The 20895-nt window shown below is 61.2% G+C and carries 22 protein-coding genes and 1 pseudogene; 13 read left to right on the top strand and 10 right to left on the bottom strand.

The genetic code is table 11. The annotated features are described in order from the left end of the window. Positions 1-364 precede the first annotated feature (364 nt). Together EH199_RS21550 and EH199_RS21545 are read right to left on the bottom strand one after the other, a co-directional pair. The gene (locus tag EH199_RS21550) at positions 365-3502 is read right to left on the bottom strand and encodes a class I SAM-dependent DNA methyltransferase (protein ID WP_223806841.1); all 3138 of its coding nucleotides are present in this window, start codon (positions 3500-3502) and stop codon (positions 365-367) included. Next, complete coding sequence (locus EH199_RS21545) at positions 3499-3786, bottom strand: DNA-binding protein (protein WP_072379958.1); 288 nt, start codon at positions 3784-3786, stop codon at positions 3499-3501. Before EH199_RS21545 ends, EH199_RS21550 begins: the two co-directional genes overlap by 4 nt. Before the next feature lie 294 nt (positions 3787-4080). Between EH199_RS21545 and trbB the strand changes: the two genes are divergently transcribed. The 11 genes from trbB to EH199_RS21490 are packed head-to-tail and all read left to right on the top strand — an operon-like array spanning position 4081 to position 13633. After that, a complete protein-coding gene (gene trbB, locus EH199_RS21540; protein WP_124811161.1) occupies positions 4081-5064 on the top strand; it encodes a P-type conjugative transfer ATPase TrbB in 984 nt (327 codons plus the stop codon). After that, the gene (locus EH199_RS21535) at positions 5061-5393 is read left to right on the top strand and encodes a TrbC/VirB2 family protein (RefSeq protein WP_124811160.1); all 333 of its coding nucleotides are present in this window, start codon (positions 5061-5063) and stop codon (positions 5391-5393) included. The genes trbB and EH199_RS21535 overlap by 4 nt, the downstream gene beginning before the upstream one ends. A gap of 11 nt (positions 5394-5404) precedes the next feature. Further along, on the top strand, positions 5405-5680 hold the full coding sequence (locus EH199_RS21530; RefSeq protein ID WP_124811159.1) for a VirB3 family type IV secretion system protein: 276 nt from the start codon (positions 5405-5407) through the stop codon (positions 5678-5680). A gap of 4 nt (positions 5681-5684) precedes the next feature. Next, positions 5685-8174, top strand: coding sequence for a conjugal transfer protein TrbE (gene trbE, locus EH199_RS21525; protein WP_124811158.1), 2490 nt, complete (start codon positions 5685-5687; stop codon positions 8172-8174). A 29-nt stretch (positions 8175-8203) separates the two neighbouring features. Continuing rightward, a complete protein-coding gene (gene trbJ, locus EH199_RS21520; protein ID WP_370449714.1) occupies positions 8204-8938 on the top strand; it encodes a P-type conjugative transfer protein TrbJ in 735 nt (244 codons plus the stop codon). Positions 8939-8942: 4 nt separating this feature from the next. Then, positions 8943-9269 (top strand): putative entry exclusion protein TrbK-alt, encoded by a 327-nt coding sequence (trbK-alt, locus tag EH199_RS21515; protein ID WP_124811156.1) that lies wholly within the window; start codon positions 8943-8945, stop codon positions 9267-9269. Between the two features lies 1 nt (position 9270). Further along, positions 9271-10590: a P-type conjugative transfer protein TrbL gene (trbL, locus tag EH199_RS21510; RefSeq protein WP_124811155.1), complete on the top strand. Its 1320-nt coding sequence runs from the start codon at positions 9271-9273 to the stop codon at positions 10588-10590. 4 nt (positions 10591-10594) lie between these two features. After that, a complete protein-coding gene (gene trbF / locus EH199_RS21505; RefSeq protein ID WP_124811154.1) occupies positions 10595-11278 on the top strand; it encodes a conjugal transfer protein TrbF in 684 nt (227 codons plus the stop codon). Next, positions 11275-12240, top strand: a complete 966-nt coding sequence (gene trbG, locus EH199_RS21500; RefSeq protein ID WP_124811153.1) for a P-type conjugative transfer protein TrbG — start codon at positions 11275-11277, stop codon at positions 12238-12240. The genes trbF and trbG overlap by 4 nt, the downstream gene beginning before the upstream one ends. After that, positions 12237-13409: a TrbI/VirB10 family protein gene (locus EH199_RS21495; RefSeq protein ID WP_124811152.1), complete on the top strand. Its 1173-nt coding sequence runs from the start codon at positions 12237-12239 to the stop codon at positions 13407-13409. The genes trbG and EH199_RS21495 overlap by 4 nt, the downstream gene beginning before the upstream one ends. After that, the gene (locus EH199_RS21490; RefSeq protein WP_124811151.1) at positions 13406-13633 is read left to right on the top strand and encodes a DUF2274 domain-containing protein; all 228 of its coding nucleotides are present in this window, start codon (positions 13406-13408) and stop codon (positions 13631-13633) included. The genes EH199_RS21495 and EH199_RS21490 overlap by 4 nt, the downstream gene beginning before the upstream one ends. On the opposite strand, the gene EH199_RS21485 is transcribed toward EH199_RS21490, so the two are convergent. Together EH199_RS21485 and EH199_RS21480 are read right to left on the bottom strand one after the other, a co-directional pair. Beyond that, the gene (locus EH199_RS21485; protein ID WP_124811150.1) at positions 13621-14514 is read right to left on the bottom strand and encodes a LysR family transcriptional regulator; all 894 of its coding nucleotides are present in this window, start codon (positions 14512-14514) and stop codon (positions 13621-13623) included. The genes EH199_RS21490 and EH199_RS21485 overlap by 13 nt on opposite strands. Positions 14515-14862: 348 nt before the next feature. Next, positions 14863-15804, bottom strand: a complete 942-nt coding sequence (locus tag EH199_RS21480; RefSeq protein ID WP_082731125.1) for a helix-turn-helix domain-containing protein — start codon at positions 15802-15804, stop codon at positions 14863-14865. A gap of 101 nt (positions 15805-15905) precedes the next feature. Between EH199_RS21480 and EH199_RS21475 the strand changes: the two genes are divergently transcribed. Continuing rightward, positions 15906-16478, top strand: coding sequence for a cytochrome P460 family protein (locus tag EH199_RS21475; protein WP_124811149.1), 573 nt, complete (start codon positions 15906-15908; stop codon positions 16476-16478). A 287-nt stretch (positions 16479-16765) separates the two neighbouring features. Here EH199_RS21475 and EH199_RS21470 read toward each other — a convergent pair whose 3' ends face one another. Continuing rightward, entirely contained in the window at positions 16766-17137 is a 372-nt protein-coding gene (locus tag EH199_RS21470; RefSeq protein ID WP_066528268.1) for a hypothetical protein, read from the bottom strand. 69 nt (positions 17138-17206) lie between these two features. Continuing rightward, positions 17207-17752 carry a carboxymuconolactone decarboxylase family protein gene (locus EH199_RS21465; RefSeq protein WP_058456592.1) on the bottom strand — a complete coding sequence of 182 codons (546 nt, stop codon included), beginning with the start codon at positions 17750-17752 and terminating at the stop codon, positions 17207-17209. 95 nt (positions 17753-17847) lie between these two features. On the opposite strand from EH199_RS21465, the gene EH199_RS21460 reads away from it, so the two are divergent. Next, the gene (locus tag EH199_RS21460) at positions 17848-18660 is read left to right on the top strand and encodes an AraC family transcriptional regulator (RefSeq protein WP_058456591.1); all 813 of its coding nucleotides are present in this window, start codon (positions 17848-17850) and stop codon (positions 18658-18660) included. Positions 18661-19526: 866 nt separating this feature from the next. Here the strand turns inward: EH199_RS21460 and EH199_RS21455 are convergent. The 4 genes and pseudogenes from EH199_RS21455 to EH199_RS21440 all read right to left on the bottom strand — a co-directional run. Continuing rightward, a complete protein-coding gene (locus EH199_RS21455; protein ID WP_318254616.1) occupies positions 19527-20105 on the bottom strand; it encodes a uracil-DNA glycosylase family protein in 579 nt (192 codons plus the stop codon). 31 nt (positions 20106-20136) lie between these two features. Next, the gene (locus EH199_RS21450; RefSeq protein ID WP_066649002.1) at positions 20137-20550 is read right to left on the bottom strand and encodes a cytochrome c family protein; all 414 of its coding nucleotides are present in this window, start codon (positions 20548-20550) and stop codon (positions 20137-20139) included. Between the two features lies 1 nt (position 20551). Next, positions 20552-20788 carry a ferritin-like domain-containing protein gene (locus EH199_RS21445; RefSeq protein ID WP_124811148.1) on the bottom strand — a complete coding sequence of 79 codons (237 nt, stop codon included), beginning with the start codon at positions 20786-20788 and terminating at the stop codon, positions 20552-20554. Then, a pseudogene (locus EH199_RS21440) lies at positions 20785-20895 on the bottom strand (IS630 family transposase); the annotation flags it as partial. The gene EH199_RS21445 and the pseudogene EH199_RS21440, both read right to left, overlap by 4 nt.

Raw genomic sequence — 20895 nt, 5'->3', positions numbered from 1 at the left:
CACCGCGGAAACCATCTTGGCCAGCGGTCACGTGCGACCGCACCGAAAGGCCGGACATATGGAAGCAAGCGATCCGATCAAATTTTCCGTTCAGCCCTTGCAAGAGGGAGCCGTCCACATATGGAACTGGGCGCAGCGCTCCGAAGCAATCGCCGCCTAAACCGGGCTACGCGCCGACCAGCATCACAACGCGGCCTTCACCGGACGGATACGTCAATGGTCGGTTCGGACGTGACAAGATTTTCGTACGCTAGCCAAATGAATGCGAGAAATTGCCGTGCAGGATCTTTAACCCATGATCGTGCCAATTGGACGAAGGCAGGATCGACTGAGCGTGGCAAAGTCCCTGCTGCGGCGACAGACATCATTGAACCGCCTCGGGCCTCTCATCCGCTTCCCGCCCCCATGTAAACAGATCGAGAGCAACCTCGTCTGCGTCTTGCAGCCCGGTGCTACGGGTCCAGAACCGCTTCTGATCGGGCTTGATGATAAACACCGTAGGTATGCCGCTGCTCGCGTCGTAGATGCGAACGAAACGCTGATTGTAGATACCGCCGTCTTTGCCCTTTGAACCAAGATTCAGTTGGTGAAACTCGTTCAGCAGTTCTGCCGAACCAATCCTCTTCACATCGATTGACTCGGCGGATTCACCACCCAGCGTGAAGGCAATCAATCGATACGGCATGCGTTCTTTATCAGATTGAAAAATCGTCGCAGCGATCGGCTTGTCTGCACCGAAGCCCGCCTTCAGCACCCTTATAAAGAAGCTGCAATAGGATCGGAGGTGCAATTCATCGCCATTGTGATCCGCGTTGGTGCTTTGTCTCCCGATCGACCGCTCACCTTCAAGAAAGTCGCTAAGCGTAAAGCCCATCATGTCCTCGATAAGCACGCGTTCAGCGTCCTTGAGGTTGAACAATTCAAACACGATTGGATCGATCTCCGCATGAGAGCGGACTTCACCGAGTTGGTCGGGAGCGCGCGGCGGCAGGGGCAGGCCGAGAAGCTCCGACTTCGACGGCTTGGGGATGAACACAAACCTGCCGCTCGTAAGTAGAAGAAAATATACAGCCAGATAGCTGTTGAAAACCAAGCAGGCCGCTTCAAGATCACTGCGGCAGGCTGAATGCAGGGAATAGTAGCTTTCGTTGCAGAGAAGTCCGGTTTGACGCGCAGAACGAGTCAACCGGGCATGAAAGCGACCACTCGGCTTATTCCAGCTCTGTTTTACGATAAGCTGCGGCCATGCAAAGGCCGCAACATCCGTAGAAGCACGGGAATCCACTGCTACATTGCCAAACCGAGGAAATCCCTCGACGTCTAAGAACGGAAACGTACTATCAAAGGGAAACATCCTATCGTTAAATATCTGCATATCTTTATACGCAGCGATGGTTTTTTTCCTATCGCCAAACTTCACGCCCTGCCGACTTACCAAGCCATCAATTTTTTCCACGGTCGGAAAAGTATTCAACTTATCGACGAGTTGAAGGTCGCGCCTCGTTCCCCACATCAGCTTTGACCATATCGCGGGATCTTCGATCGCCTCGGCGACTGTCAGCGTTTTGCGGTCTTGCGGCTCGATGACGATTGTGAACTCGTCCAGTAGAGGCACGGTGTGCTTGGGGCTGACGTAGCTTATGACGTCTTCCCGCGATGGCGCGGTTCGCTCAAGGATAGCGACGCAACAAGGCGATACCGATGTCTCTTTGGTATGCGTCTTTCGCTTGAAGACGCTAAACCGCAGCGCGGACAGGTTATAGATCTTCCGCACTCTGTGCTGGGAGAACAGCGCCTTCCGAAATTCTACTGCCGGACCGCTAATGTTGAATAGGAGCGAGTTTGCCGATTGTATCAAGGCAATCCTGCCTTCAGGCTTCGAAAGTACTGCGGCCTTCGCCAGAAACAGGCCGCCAATGTCATTGTTGGCAACCGGCCATTTGTGCGAGGGATCGCTCGCCCAGACCTTGGCGATATCGGTGATAACGCCGTCGCCCCAAGGGGCGTTGCCGATGACCAGATGATAGGACTGTTCATCGTCCTTTGACCGAAAGCCTTCATGGCTCTCATCAAAAAAGTCCGCGCAAATCAGCCTGCGCTGGCGCATCGTCGGAAATATCACTTGGGTCCAATAATGCCTCGGCTCTATCTCATCACACATCGCCAGGTATAGACTGAAACATGCCACGCGAACGGCGTGCGGATCGATATCAACACCGAATATGTTTCGCTCCAGCAAGCGCCGAAGAGTCTCCGCTCGAATTAGCTTGTCCGGATTCGCATTCCTCCACCGATGAACAAGCCGCTGGAAGGCTTTGACCAAAAAGACACCCGATCCGCATGAGGGATCGATGATCTTGAGATCCCATTCAGCACCATCCCACGGAAGAACTTCGTCAAGGACGAAATCGACAAGGTATGGTGGGGTGTAAAAAATGCCGTCGCGCGCAGCACGCTCCGTAACGAACGTCTCATAAATACTACTGATGAATTCGAGCGGGATGACGTCGAAAGCATATTGTGGCCAGAGACACATCTGCCGGGCAGGCATGTCCAGATCGCCCCGGATAAAATCCGCCAAGAGCGAAAGGTGTTTCGGTTTGACGACCTGCTTTTCGGTTGCCCAGCCAACTGCGCGCTCCTCCGCTGTTGCACCCTTACCGGGAAACAAGTCCCCATTGAATTTGGCATTGAGCCAGTCAAACAGGTGATAGGTGTCGGCATAATCGGAAAGCAGCCCGTGGAAAGAGTCATGCACCTTTGCAAGTACACCCTCCCGTTGCAGCCGGTGCAGGCTTGCAACGGTCAGCGCCGGGTTTCCATCCTGATCCTTCCGATCGAACAGGAACTGCACGAAAATAATCCGTGCGAGAAGGTCATGGCAAATATCGTCATTCGTTAGCCCCAGCTGTGAGAGCTGCCCACGAATGTGCCGTAGGTTACCAAGCAGCATCTGGTCGGCGCGACCATCGCGATCAAAGCGAGTCGAGTGTTCGGAAAAGAATGCGCCGGACACCAAGTTAATCCAATGCAGCGCCCGTGCAGCCTGCAACTCAAGGGCATGCGCGCTATCGGCGTGGAGTTCGTCCGCTCGCAGGTCGCGCACCAGGTAATCTTCGAGCGCGCGGTTCGGGTCGGGTGCCTCGCAGCAACTCCATACCCGCAACAGCGATGGCTCGATCGTGACCAGTATGGGGACATGAGAAAAGTTCCAACACAGCCGCTGTAGCTCCCTAAGACTGGCCTCGCTGGGACCGTTCCGGAACTCGGCAACGACAGCCAAAGGTGGTTCGGATGAACGTGCATCAGGATTGGCCATGAGGACCCCGACTCGGGTTTCATCGCCGTCGCACACCCTATGAAGCGCACGACCGATCTTGTTTCGAACTAGCGAAGCGAACACCGACGCGCCCGCTCCGGACGGATGCATAATGGCATCCGGCTCGGGCCAGCCAAGTACTTCATGCGTGCGATCAAGCGACAGAGCAGGACGGTCAGTCACGACAACTCCATCTGCGTTTGCGGATCACCACCGAATTTACCCTTTGTCGCGCTTCCGCGAGACTTTTTCTTGTTCACATCGACGCGATTGAAAACGGGATTGTAGGGGATACCATTGAGGCGAAGCTCAGCAAGGAGCGCCGCGATTATTCCGAGATGCGAGGACACCTCGCCGCGCTTCGAATAATTTGAAACGGAATTTGCCCTCATGCCCAACAGTGCGGCGAAGTCCCGGACGCTCAGACCCGCCTTTCCCAACTCTGATATGAAATCGTCATACGACATTTCGAACTTGGCAATCCTCATGTTTTTATGAGAATGGCACATAAAAAGATGAGTGTCTACCCGGTTCGCCACTCTGAACGAATGGCGAGTTACCGCGTTTGCGCTCCTAAAACCGGACAGTCAGCACAGTCCAACCTAGCGGTCATTTGAGGCTCTAACTACGCTAGCCTTTCTGCCTTTCCGCTACGATACGCCGCCCGCAACTCGCTGTTGCATTCACCCGCTTTGATGTCTCTTTGATCCGTCTCACGAGCGCAGCCGATGATCGGTTGCCTCGCCGACACGAGGCAATTTATGAGCGTGATCCCCATCCCGTCGCAAGCATCGTCGCGCGGAGCGCGTATGCTGCGCACTGCGCTCGGGCCGGAGATCGCCGTCTGGCTTGAAGATGCCTCGGTCATCGAGGTCATGCTCAATCCCGACGGGCGGCTCTGGATCGACCGGCTCGGAGCCGGGATCGCCGATACGGGAAGCGCGATGTGCGCTGCCGACGGCGAGCGGATCATCCGCTTGGTAGCGCATCATGTCGGAGCCGAGGTTCATGCCAAGGCGCCGCGCGTGTCGGCGGAGCTTCCCGATACGGGTGAACGCTTCGAAGGCCTGTTGCCGCCCGTGGTGGCTGCGCCGAGCTTCGCGATCCGCAAGCCTGCCGTCGCGGTGTTCACGCTTGGGGATTATGTCGCAGCGAAGATCATGTCGGCTTGGCAGGCCGGCGCGCTGGTTCGCGCCGTTGCGGCCCGGAAGAACATCCTGGTCGCTGGCGGCACGTCGACCGGCAAGACCACCCTCACCAACGCGCTCCTGGCCGAAGTCGCCAAGACCGACGATCGCGTGGTCCTGATCGAGGACACCCGCGAGCTGCAATGCGCTGCGCCCAACCTCGTGTCGCTGCGCACCAAGGACGGCGTGGTCACGCTATCCGACCTGGTCCGTTCTGCCCTGCGCCTGCGGCCCGACCGCATCCCGATCGGCGAGGTGCGCGGGGCCGAAGCGCTCGACCTGCTCAAGGCCTGGGGCACCGGCCATCCCGGCGGCGTCGGCACGATCCACGCAGGATCGGCGCTTGGGGTCCTGCGGCGCATGGAGCAGCTGATCCAGGAAAGCGTGGTCACCGTGCCGCGCGCGCTGATCGCCGAGACCATTGATGTAATCGCCGTCCTTGTCCGCGACGGGACCGGACGGCGGCTTGCCGAACTTGCCGAGGTCGCCGGCCTCGATGATCGCGGCGACTACCAGATCCTCCCCATCACACCCCCAGCCACAGGAGTTTCATCGTGATCCAGACCCTATCGCGCGCGCGTGCCCGCCTCTCCGCTGCCGTGCTCGGCACCTTTGTTGCTCTTGCCGTCGCGGGGCCTGCCCATGCGGCAGGCTCGTCGATGCCGTGGGAGGCACCGCTCCAGTCGATCCTCGAATCCATCCAGGGGCCCGTCGCTAAGATCGTTGCGGTGATGATCATCATCGCCACCGGCCTCGCGCTCGCGTTCGGCGACACCTCGGGCGGCGCGCGGCGGATGATCCAGATCGTGTTCGGCCTGTCGATCGCCTTTGCCGCCTCCTCCTTCTTCCTGTCGTTCTTCTCGTTCGGCGGCGGGGCCTTGGTGTGATGGGGGGTCCGATGGAGACCGCGGCGCCCGAAGCTGTGCCGGGCTTTGTCGTTCCGGTTCACCGCGCGCTGACCGAGCATATCCTGCTTGGCGGCGCGCCGCGCGGGCTGGCGATCGCCAATGCGACGCTGGCCGCCGCGATCGGGCTTGGCCTGCGGCTGTGGATCGCCGGGGTGGTGATCTTCGCGCTCGGCCACATGGTCTCGGTCTGGGCGGCGCGGCGCGATCCGCAATTCGTCGATGTCGCGCGGCGGCATCTGCGCTTTCCCACGTTTCTGAGGGTCTGAGCCCATGCTCTCGCTTCGCGAATATCGGAACAAGGCCGACCGGCTTGCCGACTTCCTGCCCTGGGCCGCGCTGGTCGCGCCCGGCGTGGTGCTCAACAAGGACGGCAGCTTCCAGCGCTCGGCCCGCTTTCGCGGTCCCGATCTCGACAGCGGGACGCCCGCAGAGCTGATCGCTACGACCGCGCGGCTCAACAGCGCGCTGCGGCGACTGGGTTCAGGCTGGGCCATTTTCGTTGAGGCGGGACGCCGCCCGGCGCTGGATTACCCGGATAGCGACTTTCCCGACCCGGCCTCAGCGCTGGTCGAGCGTGAACGCGCCGCGCAGTTTGCCGAAGAAGGCGCACATTTCGAAAGCCGCTATTTCTTGACCCTGCTGTGGATGCCGCCCGCCGAAGACGCTGCCCGCGCCGAGAGCTGGCTCTACGAGGGCAAGGCCGAAAAAGGCATCAATCCCAAGGAACTGCTCGACCTCTTCATCGATCGCACCGAGCGCCTGCTGCGTCTGATCGATGGCTTCGTGCCCGAGGTGGCCTGGCTCGATGACGGCGAGACGCTGACCTACCTGCACAGCTGCGTTTCAACGCGCAGTCACCGCGTCCGCGTTCCCGAAACCCCGATGCATCTCGACGCCGTGCTGGCCGACGAGCCGCTGACCGGGGGGCTCGAACCGCGCCTGGGCCGCGCGCACCTGCGCACGCTGACCGTGGTCGGCTTTCCCAGCAGCACATTCCCGGGTCTGCTCGACGAGCTCAACCGGCTCGCATTTGCCTATCGCTGGTCGACCCGAGCGGTGATGCTCGACAAGACCGATGCCACCAAGCTGACCGCCAAAATCCGACGCCAGTGGTTCGCCAAGCGCAAGTCGGTTGCAAGCATCCTCAAGGAAGTGATGACCAACGAGGCCTCAACGCTGCTCGACAGCGACGCCTCGAACAAGGCCGCCGATGCCGATGCTGCGCTGCAGGAGCTCGGATCGGATTTTGTCGGTCAGGCCTATGTCACCGCCACCGTCACGGTATGGGACGAAGACGCGGCGCTGGCAGCCGAAAAGCTGCGTCTGGTCGAGAAGGTCATCCAGGGCCGCGATTTTACCGTGATCGCCGAAGGCATGAACGCGGTCGAGGCCTGGCTCGGATCGCTTCCTGGCCATGTCTACGCCAATGTCCGGACACCCCCGATCTCCACGCTCAACCTCGCCCACATGATCCCCCTGTCTGCCGTGTGGGCCGGGCCGGAACGGGACGATCACTTCAATGCCGCCCCACTATTCTATGCGCGGACCGAAGGCTCGACCCCGTTCCGGTTTTCGCTCCATGTTGGCGATGTCGGCCACACACTGATCGTCGGTCCGACCGGGGCAGGCAAGTCGGTGCTGCTGGCACTGATGGCGCTGCAGTTTCAGCGTTATGGTCGCGCGCAGATCTTTGCCTTCGATTTCGGCGGCTCGATCCGGGCTGCGGCGCTGGCATGCGGTGGGGACTGGCAGGACCTCGGCAACTCTTTGACGGGTTCTGGCCTGGCCGAAGACAGCGCTGGCGCGGTGCTGTTGCAACCGCTCGCGCGGATCGACGAGCCGGCAGAACGCAATTGGGCGGCCGAATGGCTTCAGGCGATCCTTACTGCTGAAGGCATAACCATCGATCCCGCGACCAAGGAGCATCTCTGGTCGGCGCTGACCTCGCTCGCCACCGCCCCCATGGCCGAGCGCACACTCACCGGGCTGGCTGTGCTGCTCCAATCGCAGGCCTTGAAGCAGGCGCTCGCGCCCTATTGCATTGGCGGGCCGTTCGGGCGGCTGCTCGATGCCGAGAGCGAACATCTGGGACAAGCGAGCTTTCAGGCCTTTGAAACCGAAGGACTGACGGGCTCGGCCGCAGCCCCTGCCGTGCTATCCTACCTGTTCCACCGCATCGAAGGCCGGCTCGACGGCTCGCCGACGATGATCATCATCGACGAGGGCTGGCTTGTCCTCGACAGCCCGGCCTTTGCCGCGCAGCTGCGCGAATGGCTCAAGACGCTGCGCAAGAAGAATGCGAGCGTGGTTTTCGCAACGCAAAGCCTTGCTGACATCGAGACCAGCGCGATTGCGCCCGCGATCATCGAAAGCTGCCCAACCCGCATCTTCCTCCCCAACGAACGCGCGGTCGAGCCGCAGATATTGGCGATCTATCGCCGTTTCGGCCTCAATGACCGGCAGATCGAGATCATCGCCCGGGCAACGCCCAAGCGCGATTATTACTGCCAATCGGCGCGCGGCAACCGACTGTTCGAACTTGGCCTTGGCGAAGTCGCGCTCGCGTTCACCGCCACCTCATCAAAGGCTGACCAACTCGCGATCGATGCGATCACGGCGGCGCACGGCTGCGCCGACTTTGCGGCGCGCTGGCTGCGCCATCGCGGCCTTGCCTGGGCAGCCGAGCTGCTGCCCGCTCCCACTACCCTTCCCCAACCCGGTCCCCAGCCCGGTCCCTTGCCGGACCAATCCCAGGAGTAGTGCCCATGAAAGCCCGTAAATTCGTCTCGATGCTCGCTGCCGGTTTCGCAGTTCTCTCGGTCAGCGTCAGCACCATGCTGCCGACGGCTGCCCGCGCACAGATCGGCGGCGTGGTGTTCGACCCGCGTAACTATGCCCAAAACATCCTGACCGCCGCGCGCACGCTCGAGCAGATCAACAACCAGATCCGGCAGCTCCAGAACCAGGCCACCTCGCTCGTTAACGAAGCCCGCAACCTGCAATCGCTGCCACTGACCGTGCTCGAACCGCTGCAAGCGCAGATCCGGCAGACGCAGGCCTTGCTCGGACAGGCGCAGCGCGTGGCTTATGATGTTCGTCAGATCGAACGCGAGTTCCAGAACAACTATCGCGCGGGCGCGATGACGGGGCCGCAGCGCATGCTGGTCCAGGGCGCCGAAGCGCGGTGGCAGAACAGCGTGGGCGCCTTCGAGGATGCCTTGCGGGTTCAGGCCGGTGTGGTTGGCAATATCGACGGCACGCGCGGCGCCATCGACAGCCTCGTTGGCTCAAGCCAGTCAGCAACCGGCGCGCTTCAGGCCGCTCAGGCTGGCAATCAGCTTTTGGCAGTGCAGGCGCAGCAACTTGCCGACCTGACCGCCACGGTCGCCTCGCTCGCGCGCGCACAATCGCTCGACGCCGCTGCACAAGCGACCGCCAAGGCGCAGGCACGCGAACAGCTGCGCCGCTTCCTCGGCGATCGCCGACCCTATGTTCCGGGCAATGCCCGGCTGTTCGGGAACTGATGCGATGGACAGCAAGCTCTTTGCGCGGATTGGGGCCGGTGCCTTCGTCGCCATTGCCATCACCATGGCCGTGCTCGAATTGCGCGAAGAGCCTGCGCCGCCGCCTAGCGCTGCGATAGCTGCGGCGGATGTATCCGGGGACGGTGCAAAGGCCACCCTCACCTATTGCGCAGGGCTCGGCCTTGAGGCGGCATCGGTCGATATCTGCACCGCAGCATGGGCAGCGGAGCGCCGCCGGTTCCTGGGGCAAGCCGAACGCGATGCGGCGAACGTGCCCCCTGTGGCTGACAACAGCGGGGATGCTGCTCTCGATATGGCGGGGGATCGCTGACATGGGTGGCACCGGCGTCGTCGACCGCTTCCTCGACATCTTTTCGCGCTACATCGACAGCGGGTTCGGCCTTTTGGGCGGCGAAGTCGCCTTCATCGCAACCACGCTGATCGTCATCGATGTCACGCTGGCAGCGCTGTTCTGGTCTTGGGGTGAGCAGGACGACATTCTTGCGCGCCTGGTCAAGAAGACCCTCTTTGTCGGCATCTTCGCCTACATCATCGGCAACTGGAACAGCCTCGCACGCATCGTGTTCGAAAGCTTTGCCGGGCTTGGCCTCAAGGCCAGTGGCACCGGGTTTACGGCTGCCGAACTGTTGCAGCCAGGCCGGGTAGCGCAAGTCGGGCTCGATGCCGCCTATCCCTTGCTGGAATCGATCTCCGAACTGCTTGGCTTTGTCAGCTTCTTCGAGAATTTCCTGCAGATCGTGATCCTGCTGGTCGCCTGGGCGATCGTCATCATCGCCTTCTTCATCCTATCGATCCAGCTGTTCATCACGCTTATCGAGTTCAAGCTGGCAACGCTCTGCGGCTTGGTGCTGATCCCGTTCGGCCTGTTCGGCAAGACTGCCTTCATGGCCGAACGCGTCCTCGGCAATGTCGTCTCGTCCGGCATCAAGGTGCTGGTGCTCGCAGTGATCGTCGGCATCGGCTCGACCATCTTTTCCGAGTTCACGACCGCTATCGCGGGCGAACCCACGATCGAAGACGCGCTGTCGATCGTGCTGGCAAGCCTGGCGCTGCTCGGCCTTGGCATCTTCGGTCCCGGGATCGCCAATGGTATCGTCTCGGGCGGACCGCAGCTTGGCGCAGGCGCCGCAGCCGGCACCGCGCTGCTCGCCGGCGGCGCTGCCGCAGGCGCTGTCGCCGGTGCCAAACTGGCGGGCGGCGCGGTCGCCAGCGCGGCCTCCAACGTCGCGCAAGGGACGTCGCGCGCGGCAGGCGGCGCGACCATGGCCTACGCCCTCGGCTCTGCCGGCAAGTCGGGCGGCGCAGCAGTGGCAGGCGGCGCCCGTGCCGTCGGCGAATATGCCGCCAGCGCCGCGACATCGCCGCTGAGGAAGGCCGGTGACGGCGTGAAGCAATCCTTCCGCGAAGGCAGCCGCGACGCCATCACCAAGACGGGCGGAACGATCACTCCCGGCCCAAATACGCCGCCGCCCCCTCCGCCCGCAGCTGCCGATCAAGGCCAGCCCGCGTGGGCCAAGGCGATGAAGGACCGGCAGACGATCTCCCATGGCGCGAGCATCGCCGCCCACACGCTCAAATCGGGCGACAGCCACGGCGGCGGCGCCTCGGTCGACACCTCAGAAAAGGACTGATTCCATGTTTCGACGCCCTTCGATCCGCTATGGCAAGACGCCAGAGCCAGAAACGCCCTACCAGCGCGCAGCCCAAGTCTGGGACGAGCGCATCGGTTCGGCGCGGATACAGGCGCGAAGCTGGCGTTACGCCTTTTTCGGCGCGCTCGGTCTGTCCGCCTGTCTCACTGCGGGGATCGTCTGGCAGGGTTCGCAGGGCTCGATCATTCCCTGGGTGGTGCAGGTCGACAAGCTTGGCGAAGCCCAAGCCGTCGCCCCTGCGGTCAGCGACTTTGACCCGAGCGACCCCCAGATCGCATTCCACTTGGCGCGGTTTATCGAGCAAGTGCGTAGCATTCCCGACGATCCGATCATCGTCCGCCAGAACTGGCTGCGCGCCTACGACTTTGTCACCGACCGCGGCGCATTGGTGCTCAACGACTATGCGCGGATCAATGATCCCTTCGCGGCTGTAGGCCGCGAGCAGGTCGGGATCGATGTCACCAGCGTCATCCGCGCCTCGCCGACCAGCTTCCGCGTTGCCTGGGTCGAGCGGCGTTACCGCGATGGCAGCTTGGCCGAGACCAGTCGCTGGACCGCGATCCTCACGATCACCGTCCAAACCCCGCGCACCCCCGATGCCCTGCGCAAGAACCCGCTCGGCATCTTCGTCAATGCCATCAACTGGTCAAAGGAACTTGGCTCATGATCTCGCCCATTCCCGGTCGCCTTGCGGCGACCCTCCTGCCCATCCTGCTTGGAACAACCGCCTGTCCGGCTTCAGCCCAAGTGGTGGCATCAGAGCCGGTCCCAGTGGTCGTCGAGGCGGCGACCGCCGCAACAATCCAGACGCAATCCGAACCGCGGCGAGCCCCCTCCCGCGCCGCGCGCCGCTCTCCCCCATCCTTGCCCCGGGATCGGGTGGGAGCGGCAAATGCCGCCGCGCGCGTGCAGCCTGAGGGCGAGCAGTTCATCAACGCGATCCAGAACTATGCCTGGGCGCCCGGCGCGCTCTATCAGGTTTATGCCGCGCCGGGACAGGTGACCGACATTGCGCTGCAGGAAGGCGAGCAGTTGGTTGGCGCCGGACCTGTTGCTGCCGGTGATACGGTGCGCTGGCTGATCGGCGACACCGTAAGCGGGCGCGGGGCCAATGCGCGGGTCCACATTCTGGTCAAGCCGGTCCGCTCCGACATCACCACCAACCTTGTCATCAACACCGACCGCCGCACCTATCACATCGAGCTGCGTGCCAATCCATCGGTCTACATGGCGTCGGTCTCCTGGACCTATCCGCAGGACGAGTTGATCGCCTTGCAACAGGCGCAGGAAGCCGAGACGCGCGCGGCACCAATTGCTGCCAGTATTCCGGTCGAGGCGCTCAATTTTTCCTACCGCATATCGGGCGATTGGCCTGCTTGGCGACCGATGCGCGTGTTCGATGACGGGCGGCAGACCTTTATCGAATTTCCCGAAAGCGTAGCGCAAGGTCAGATGCCGCCGCTGTTCGGGCTTGGCGAAGGCAATCAGGCCGAGCTCCTCAACTACCGCGTGTCAGGCCGCTTCATGATCGTCGACCGGCTGCTCGAGCGCGCCGAACTGCGCCTCGGCGACCGCCGTTCGCAGCAGCGCGTCGAGATCCGCAAGGAACGCCGGAGGACGCCGTCATGAGCGACGAAGCTGCTCAAACGCCAGAAGAGGCGGTCAAGCTGCGCGGCGATCCACCGCGCGTTATGCGGCTATCGCGCAAGGCCATCGGTATTGCTTCGGCCTGCGGCTTTGCCCTTGTCGGCGGTGCGTTGATCTACGCCCTGCAGCCCGCGAGCCTGGCCGAGCGCGAGGAGCTGCTCAACACCGAAGGCGCCGCGCGGCCCGATGCATTGGCCGATGCCCCTCGCGACTATGGTGATGTCCCCAAGCTTGGCCCGCCCCTGCCCGGCGATCTCGGCGCGCCGATCCTGGCGGCACAACAGCGCAGCGATGTGGCAGAGCTTCCGCCGATCGGCGCTGCGCCGCCCACTGGCCCTGCGCCAACGCCCGCGCAAACGGCAGCCGAGACGCAACGGCAGCGGTTGTTGCAGGAACGCAGCGCTGCGCGCGAGAGCCGCCTGTTCTTTGGCGGCGGCGCGGGAGGAGTTGCTGTGAGCGATGGATCTGCGATTGCGGGCGCTGGCAACCCGCCTGCAGTGCCGCAGCTCGCCGCCGAGGCGCCGCGCCCTGCTTTTGCCGAACGCCCCGTCGAGCGCCGGACGGTGTCAGTCAGTCGGATCGAACCGCCCGCAGGCACCCATGTCTTGCAGGCGGGCAGCATCATTCCTGCGGCACTGATCACCGGGATCCGCTCCGATCTTCCGGGTCAGGTCACCGCGCAGGTCACCGAACCTGTCTATGACAGCGTCACCGGCCGCATCCTGCTCATCCCCCAAGGGTCCCGGCTGATCGGCGACTATAATGCCGACGTATCCTTCGGCCAGCGCCGGGTGCAGCTTGCATGGAACCGCCTGATCCTGCCCGATGGCCGTTCGATAGTGCTCGAACGCCAGCCCGGCGGCGACCCGTCCGGCTTTGCCGGGCTGCAAGACGGCGTGGACTTCCATTGGGGCGGCGTTCTGCGCGCGGCGCTGGTCTCGACCCTGCTGGGTGTTGGCGGCGAGCTTGGCGCTGGCAATGACGACAATCTCACCCGGGCGCTGCGCCGCGGTTCGCAGGACAGCGTCGGCCGCGCAGGCGATCAGGTGGTCAGCCGTGAACTCGAGGTACGGCCGACTCTGACCATCCGTCCCGGATTTCCCGTGCGCGTGCTGGTGACCCGTGATCTGATATTGGGAGGCGGATCATGACTCGATTGAAATTGGCCGATCTGGCCGATGAAAAGCCGGTCAAGGTAACCGTCGAGCTCTCGTCCCGACTTCACCGCGAACTGCTCTCCTATGGCTTGGCGATCAACGGCGGCGATACCAAAGATGCTCCCACACCTGAGCGACTGATCCCGCCGATGATCGAGCGCTTCATTGCGACCGACCGGTCCTTCGCCAGATTGCGCCGTTCGGGTCAGGCCGGATAGCGTTCGCTGATCAGTTCGAAGAAACGCTTCAGAGCTGGATTATCGTTATCCTCGCGCCAGTAGAAAGCATAGTCGAGCCGCGCAGGGCCGCCCTGGTCCATGATTTCGAGAAACGTCAATTCCGGCCATTGCACCCCGATCGAGGCTTCGGTGGCAAGCGTAATGTACCGGCCGAACGGGACCGTGCTCAGAACGCTTTCGAGGCTGGTGTCCTGCATGATCAGGTGGGCTCGATAGCCCTGATCTGACAATCGACGCTTCAGATTGCGGGCCATTGCGGGGCCTACGCCTTGGCTGGGCAGCACGAAAACCAGTCGGCGCAAATCACTCCAGTGAAGCCCATCCGACTTGGCGAGTTGATGGTCTTTCGGCAAAGCGACAAGCAATCGCTCCGACCAGGCGGAGCGCCGCGAGATGCCAGCGTCGTGTGCGTCTGACGGCATCAGAGCCACGTCAATGATCCGTGCCTTCAGGTCGCTGAGCATCCGCTCGGGATCGGCCTCGATCCCGTCAAACTGAATGTCGGGATGACGCCGCATGTACTCGCCAATGGTCGCACGCATGTTGCCGGCCATCAATGACGCAGAAAAGCCGACCGCGATCCGACCTTCCTCACCATAGCTGACCGCGCGGGCTGTCGTCTGAAGATTGTCGATATCGGTAAGAATGCGCCGGGCAACACTGAGGAACGCCTTGCCTTGTGCGGTCGGTATCGCGCCGCGTGTGCTGCGTTCGAAGAGCTTGATCCCGAGGCGTGATTCCAACGCGGCTATTCGTCTGCTCAGTGTCGACTGCTTGATGCGCATTGCTTCGGCTGCGCGTGAGAAATTCTGGGCATCGGCGGTGGCTACCGCAAATCTGAGCTGACGCACTTCGATCATAAGGCTTTGCGACCCTTATCTTTATCCCCGTGCTTCGCGCTATCACCAAAAGCCCGAAGCCCCTAGGTTCCTTTATCCAAGCTACATCGAGCGACGAACAACCGCTGCGCGATGCTATGGCGCGGCCCGATTGAATTATGGGAGCACAACGCAACCGCTTATGTTACATCAGGCCATTACTTCACAATTTCATACGGATCTTCATTTGTTGAGACGAGCGACTAGGCGAACACCTATGTTCGCGTTTCGCCACAATTTTTTTTCAACATTTACATTATATGCCTCCGCCAAAATGAATAAAACAACACGTTAGCCGCAAGAGATTTATCTGTGCGGAGATCAAGCGCCTCATTCTTCGGCGCTCGCCTGATATGCCGCCGGGTTAACGCCGAAACGCGTGGTAAAGGCACGCGAAAAACTGCTTGGGCTCGCATAGCCCACGCCGCGCGCGACTTGCTCGACGGATGCGCGGCTACGCAGCAACCGGTCTGCCGCAGCGAGCAAGCGCAGTTCGCGCAGCACTGTGGCGGGAGGGTGTCCGAACGACGCCTGGAACCGCTTAATGAAGGCCGACCGGCTTAAGCATGCCAGCTGCGCCAGGGACATCACACTGTGTGCCGCACCGGGCTCATGCACCATGGCGCTGAAGGCACGCATCACCTGCTCATCGCTAACCAGATCAAGCGCACCAAGCCAACTCTGCTGTTCGGCGAGCCCGCGGCGCAACAGTATCACCAAAACCTGGCGCAGCATCGCTGCGGCCATCGTCCGGCCGCCCGTGTTGTTCCCACTGAGTTCGGTGCGGATCAATGGCATCAGACTGCCGACACTATCTTTGCCGGAATGCTCCACCACCGGTGCATCAAGCGCACCGAATAAGTCGCGATCGCCAGCCTGTATTGCACGGAAATGGCCGCAGACGATCTTCAACGCTGGCTCGTCACTTCCTGCCTGCCAGCGCTTCAGTGTGGGTTGTCCAAGGTCGATGGTTACCGCGACCACACCTCCACAACCTGTCCGTGCCTCTGGAGTAGACCGCGCCTGGATGCGGTAAGGGGTGTCCCGCGGGGTAACAAGCAGCGTTTCCGGGCCGAAGGGAACAGGCGCGCCCGACCCTAACACCAGTTCACCTTCGCCATGCAACACATAGTGAAGACCTGATGCCGGGGTGGCTGAAAAGGCCAACGCCCAAGCGGGGGCAATGAAGCATTCGGAAAAAGCGATCGGCTCGACACGCAGTTGATCGAACAGCGCATCAAGGTCGATTCGCGACAAGAGACGTTTGGACAAGAGAAAGAGCCCTTCTGCACAAATATTTGATCTACATGGCTTTCATCATGAAGAGACAAGCATTGCGTTAGCGAATGCCTACGTCAACAGGGAGATATCTCATGCACATTCCGAAGGGTTCGCTGCTGTTTGCAGCCTCGGCGCTGGTCGGTGTACTGATTGTGTCGGCCTGTGCGCCGCAATCGAATACGGGTGTTGCTGTCAATAGCGGCGCTGACGCCGCAGGCACCTTGCGCGTACCTGCCGATTATCGTGATACCTATCAATATCTCGGCACTTGGGCTGTGGCGGCCGATGGCACACCCGGATCAAAGGAGATGCATATCGTCTATGCCTCGCCCGGTGCTGCAGCCGGGCATCGCGCTACCGGCACGTTCGCGGACGGCACGACGCTAGTAAAAGAGGTGTTCGAGGCGACGACGGGACCAATGACAACGGGCACTGTCAGCCATACGAAAGCCTTGAAAGGCTGGTTCGTTATGGTGAAGGACAGCAAGAACAGCCATCCCGACAACAAGTTGTGGGGCGACGGCTGGGGCTGGGCATGGTTTGATCAGGGCGCCCCGACCAAGACGAAATCGACCGATTACAAGACCGATTGTCTGACTTGCCACTTGCCAGCCAATGCGACTGACTCGATTTATGTCGATGGCTATCCGGTGCTCAAGAAATAAGCGGAGCGGTGCCTCTGTTGGGATCCGCACACCGCCTCGCCTTGCGACAAGCGGGCCCGCTTTCACGGGCTCAACGCTGTTGGCTGATTCTGCAAAGGTCAGAATAGTGAGGAATTGAGTTCCGTACGCGTAATTTTTCTGCCGACTGGATCATGGCGCTGAGGGCGTTGGGCTATGGCTCAGGTCGTGGAGCGCCAAACTCCAGACGTGGCAAACCCTGCATGCCGTGATCGGGGCATGCAGGGTGGCATTGTTGATAACAACTCTTGTGTCCTTGATAGACGTGCTCAGGCAGCGGCGTTCTGTCGGCCTGATTGGTTGGCTCGCGAGGTACGGGTAACCACCGCGATCACGCCAGCTGCCATAACCGGGTAGTAGATCGAAGCCAGAGCGGTGAAGCCAAGCAAGAATGGCGCGGCAATGAAGGCTACTCCTGCGGCAAGATCGAGCAACAAGTGTGCATCGAACGACACCAGCTTGACCGCACCGAATGCATAGTCAGTGAGCAGGCTGTAGGCAATCAAGCCCGCCCCACCGGCAACAGAGAGCCAAAGCTCAATACCCTGAAAGCCGAGCAGGAATGGCAGCGCAATAAGGGCGGCAGCGGCGACATAGTCAAGCACGCCATGCAGCGCAGGGGTAAGGAATTGCAGTTTCATGGCAAGGGTTCCCTATGGAAGTGATTGAGGAGCGGGCCGATGTCCTGCACCGGCCCGCACGCATTATGATCAGGCCGCAACCGCCACATCGACGACCGGGAAATCGATCTTGGTCTGGGCGACGTTGTTCATGAAGTTGGTCAGAACATTGTGCGCGACGTTACCGACGATTTCGACGATGCGGGCGTCGTCGAGGCCGGCAAGGCGGGCTGCTGACAGATCGCTGTCGCTCACCTGACCGCGTGTTTCAACGATGCGCAAGGCAAGCGTCGCGATCGCATCGTCGAGGGGATCTTGGCCCTTGCCCAGACGGGCGGCGCGGATAGCCTCTGGCGAAAGGCCGGCACCTTTCCCGAGCAGCGTGTGCGCCGACAGACAATAGTGGCAGCTGTTGTACTGGGCGACGGCAAGCGCAACGATTTCGCGCTGTGCAGCGGTCAGCACACCACTTCCCAGTGCATCTGCGAAGGCGAGGTTGCCATTCAACACGGCAGGAGCATGAGCGAAGGTCGCAAAAAGGTTCGGGACCATGCCAATCTTCGCCTTAACAGCGCCGAGGGTGGCCTGGACGCCGGTGTCGGCAGTGGCGAGTTCTACGGGGTTGATGCGGGGCATTTGCGTTTCCTCTGTTGGTCAGTGCGGGCTTGCACAACGCCTCTATCGGCTGTTATCGGTGCAGATTGGTGCCAACTTCATTGCAGATCGTTCACATGGACATCTTTGCCGCTCTCTTTGCCCACACTGCCCCGAGCGCCCGGACATTCTTTACCGGCAACTTGTGTACGACCGCGCAATTTGCCGATTGCGGCTACCTCCACCTTCTCAAGAGCGGCGCGTTGACGCTGAGCCGATCTGGCGAGGCCGATCTCATTCTGAACGAACCAACGCTGCTCTTCTTCCCGCGCGGACAGGCGCATCGGTTCACTGGCGCTGCGGAAGGCGGGGCTGATCTGGTCTGCGCGAAGGTCGATCTGGGCGGCGATAATGGCAACCCGATTGGCGAAGGACTGCCCGACCTTGTCATCCTGCCGCTGGCCGAGAACCCGACGCTGGGGCCCGCCTGCGATCTTCTGCTTGTCGAAGGATTTGGCGACAATAATGGGCGTCAGGCCGCCATCGACCATTTGTTCGACTATCTCTTGATCCTGGTAGTGCGTCATGTTGTCGCCAGTGGCCTGGTGAATGATGGTGTGCTGGGCGGCCTTGCCGATCCGCGATTGGCCAAGGCGCTGACGGCGATGCACGAACAGCCAAGGCATTCGTGGACTCTTGATGATCTGGCAGAGGTGGCCGGCATGTCGCGCACCCGTTTTGCCACGCATTTTCGCGCCTGCGTTGGGCGGACGCCGATCGACTATCTGACCCGGTGGCGAATGACGATTGCGCGTGACCTTCTTGCCGCAGGCAAGCCGGTCAAGACCGTGGCCGACAGCGTCGGATATGATAGTGCCGCAGCCTTCTCACGGGTGTTCGCTCGCGTCACGGGCGAAGCACCGCGCCAAGTGAAGCAGAGATTAAGGTAACATGATCAGTTGGTAGACATGGATGCGGCAGTGAACGCGTGACCGCCTGGACATGGATCGCGCGGCGGCATGGCTGAATGCTGGGCTAGGATGCAAGCTGCGGTACCCAACACCAGCATTGCGCGCGCGTTCGATTGAGCGAGCACCTTCCGCCTTGGCCGATCAGTATCGCTGATAGGACCGCATGCCGGAAAGACGGATCGAACTAGGACATAAATGGGGATCATTGGATATGGCGCTCAGACGGGACGGAGGCGCGTTATGACCCCGAATGGTGCATCGCTGGGCTCGAAAACATTGCTGTGCGTCCCAATCAGGGCACATTGCACTGTGTGTTGACGCCGTGAACCTAGCCAACCGGCTTTGCCAAATCCAACTCAACAGCCGGTACCTGCTCCATCGTCACCTTCCTGTCTGACTTATTCGCAGAAGATCCCGCAAAGTGGAGACCCCTCCACCACATTAAATGCGCCCTTTTCCGACCGCTTGTCACTTGCCCATTGGCGGTCGCCTCACTTTGAAAGCCACGGCAACTATGGACGGTAGACACGACTGCATTGGTATGACCTGTTCGATAGCCTCGCGGACGCGGCACCCTGCTGGAAATGAACCCGTCGCCCGACAGCAAACCTGTTTGATCGCCTGCTATCACCGCCGACACACCGGAATGATGCAGCCGTCTTGGTCAACCCAGCGCCAATAACACCGATCCCAGTCATCGCCACTAATTGGAACGACCCGCCAGCCCAGCCCTTCCGCATGGGTAGCCCAGCACCGAACCGAGAAGCCCTCGTTCGCCAAATTGCCCCACGAGGGGATCCAAGCGCCTACCAATGGCCTGGCGGTCGCCTAAAACACTGACAAGCCTACTCGTGTGGGGCAGTGCCTATTCGCATTCCAATTGCATCGCGCAACATTGGCAGAACATTGTGCTCGAACCATGGGTTGCGTTTCATCCAGCCCATACTACGCCAGGATGGATGCGGAAGCGGAAAGTAGTGCGGCAGGTACTCGTGAAATTTACCAACACGTTCAGTCAGCGATTGTTTTTTGTCCTCGACCAAGTAGCGCTGGTGTGCATAGCTTCCAACGAGCAGCGTCAATCGCGCGGGTGGAAGCACGGCCATGACGCGATCATGCCACATTGGTGCACATTCGAGGCGCGGCGGCAAATCGCCACTGCTCCCGGTGCCGGGATAGCAAAAGCCCATCGGCACAAGTGCGACCTGCGCCGGATCGTAAAAAATATCGGGCGTCAGCCCCGTCCACTCGCGCAGCCGCTCGCCGCTTGCGTCATCCCAGGCAGTGCCGCTCTCATGGACCCGCGCGCCGGGCGCCTGACCGATGATGACAATTGTTGAGGTTGCGCTGAACTGAACGATCGGGCGCGGTCCGGCTGGCAGATGCTCAGCGCACAGGGTGCACGCTCGAATGTCTTCCAGCAAGCAGTCTGACGATCTCATAACAGGCGTCCCGCTACCTCCGGTCCACGGACGAGTTTGCGGCAAGATAAGCAATAATGTCGCGCCGTTGCGCGGCGTCGGAGACAGTCGAAAACATTTTCGAGCCTGGCGCCATTTTTTGGGGTCCCTGCAGCCATAAATCGATCCGCGCCGGCGTCCAAACGCCGGTCAATTTCTTGAGTGCCGGAGAATAAGCATAGCCTGGTGCCGTTGCGATCCGACGTCCAATGAGACCGCGGTGCGCCGGGCCGATACGGTTTGCCTCGATGGAATGGCATCCGCCACATTTTGCTCGATAAAGCGCCTGGCCATTTGCGAGATTGCCCACCGCTTGCGCCGGCGCGGCGGTGGGGGCAAACACCAGTCCGGCCCCGGCCAGGATCGCGCAAACCGCGACCCCGGCCTCGATGCGTTTGCGACTTGCCATATCAGCCGAACAGATACGCAGATTTGGGCATCGCGCCGCCCGCCGCGTTGTTGAGAATGGCCCAGTGAACCGCTTCGTCTGTGCTAAGTTGCGCGAAGAGATGTGCCAGCTTGTGGTCCTGCAACGCAGCGATCTGGCCGACATAGGCGTTCGTCGCGCCCTGTTCGAGGCCGGCAGCAAACTTAATGACATCGCCTTCTGACTTGAGCGCGCCGATGTTAGAGCGGTTTCCATTCATTCCGGCTCATATCCGCAAGATTTGAAGTAATTGGCACATTCGGCAGGCTGGAAGATATCGACGAGCTTGCCGATCAGGTCCCACAGCCCATTGACGGTTCGCTCGCC

Source organism: Novosphingobium sp. LASN5T (assembly GCF_003856955.1).
Classification (GTDB): Bacteria; Pseudomonadota; Alphaproteobacteria; order Sphingomonadales; family Sphingomonadaceae; genus Novosphingobium.
This window is presented reverse-complemented; position numbering and strand designations above follow the sequence as displayed.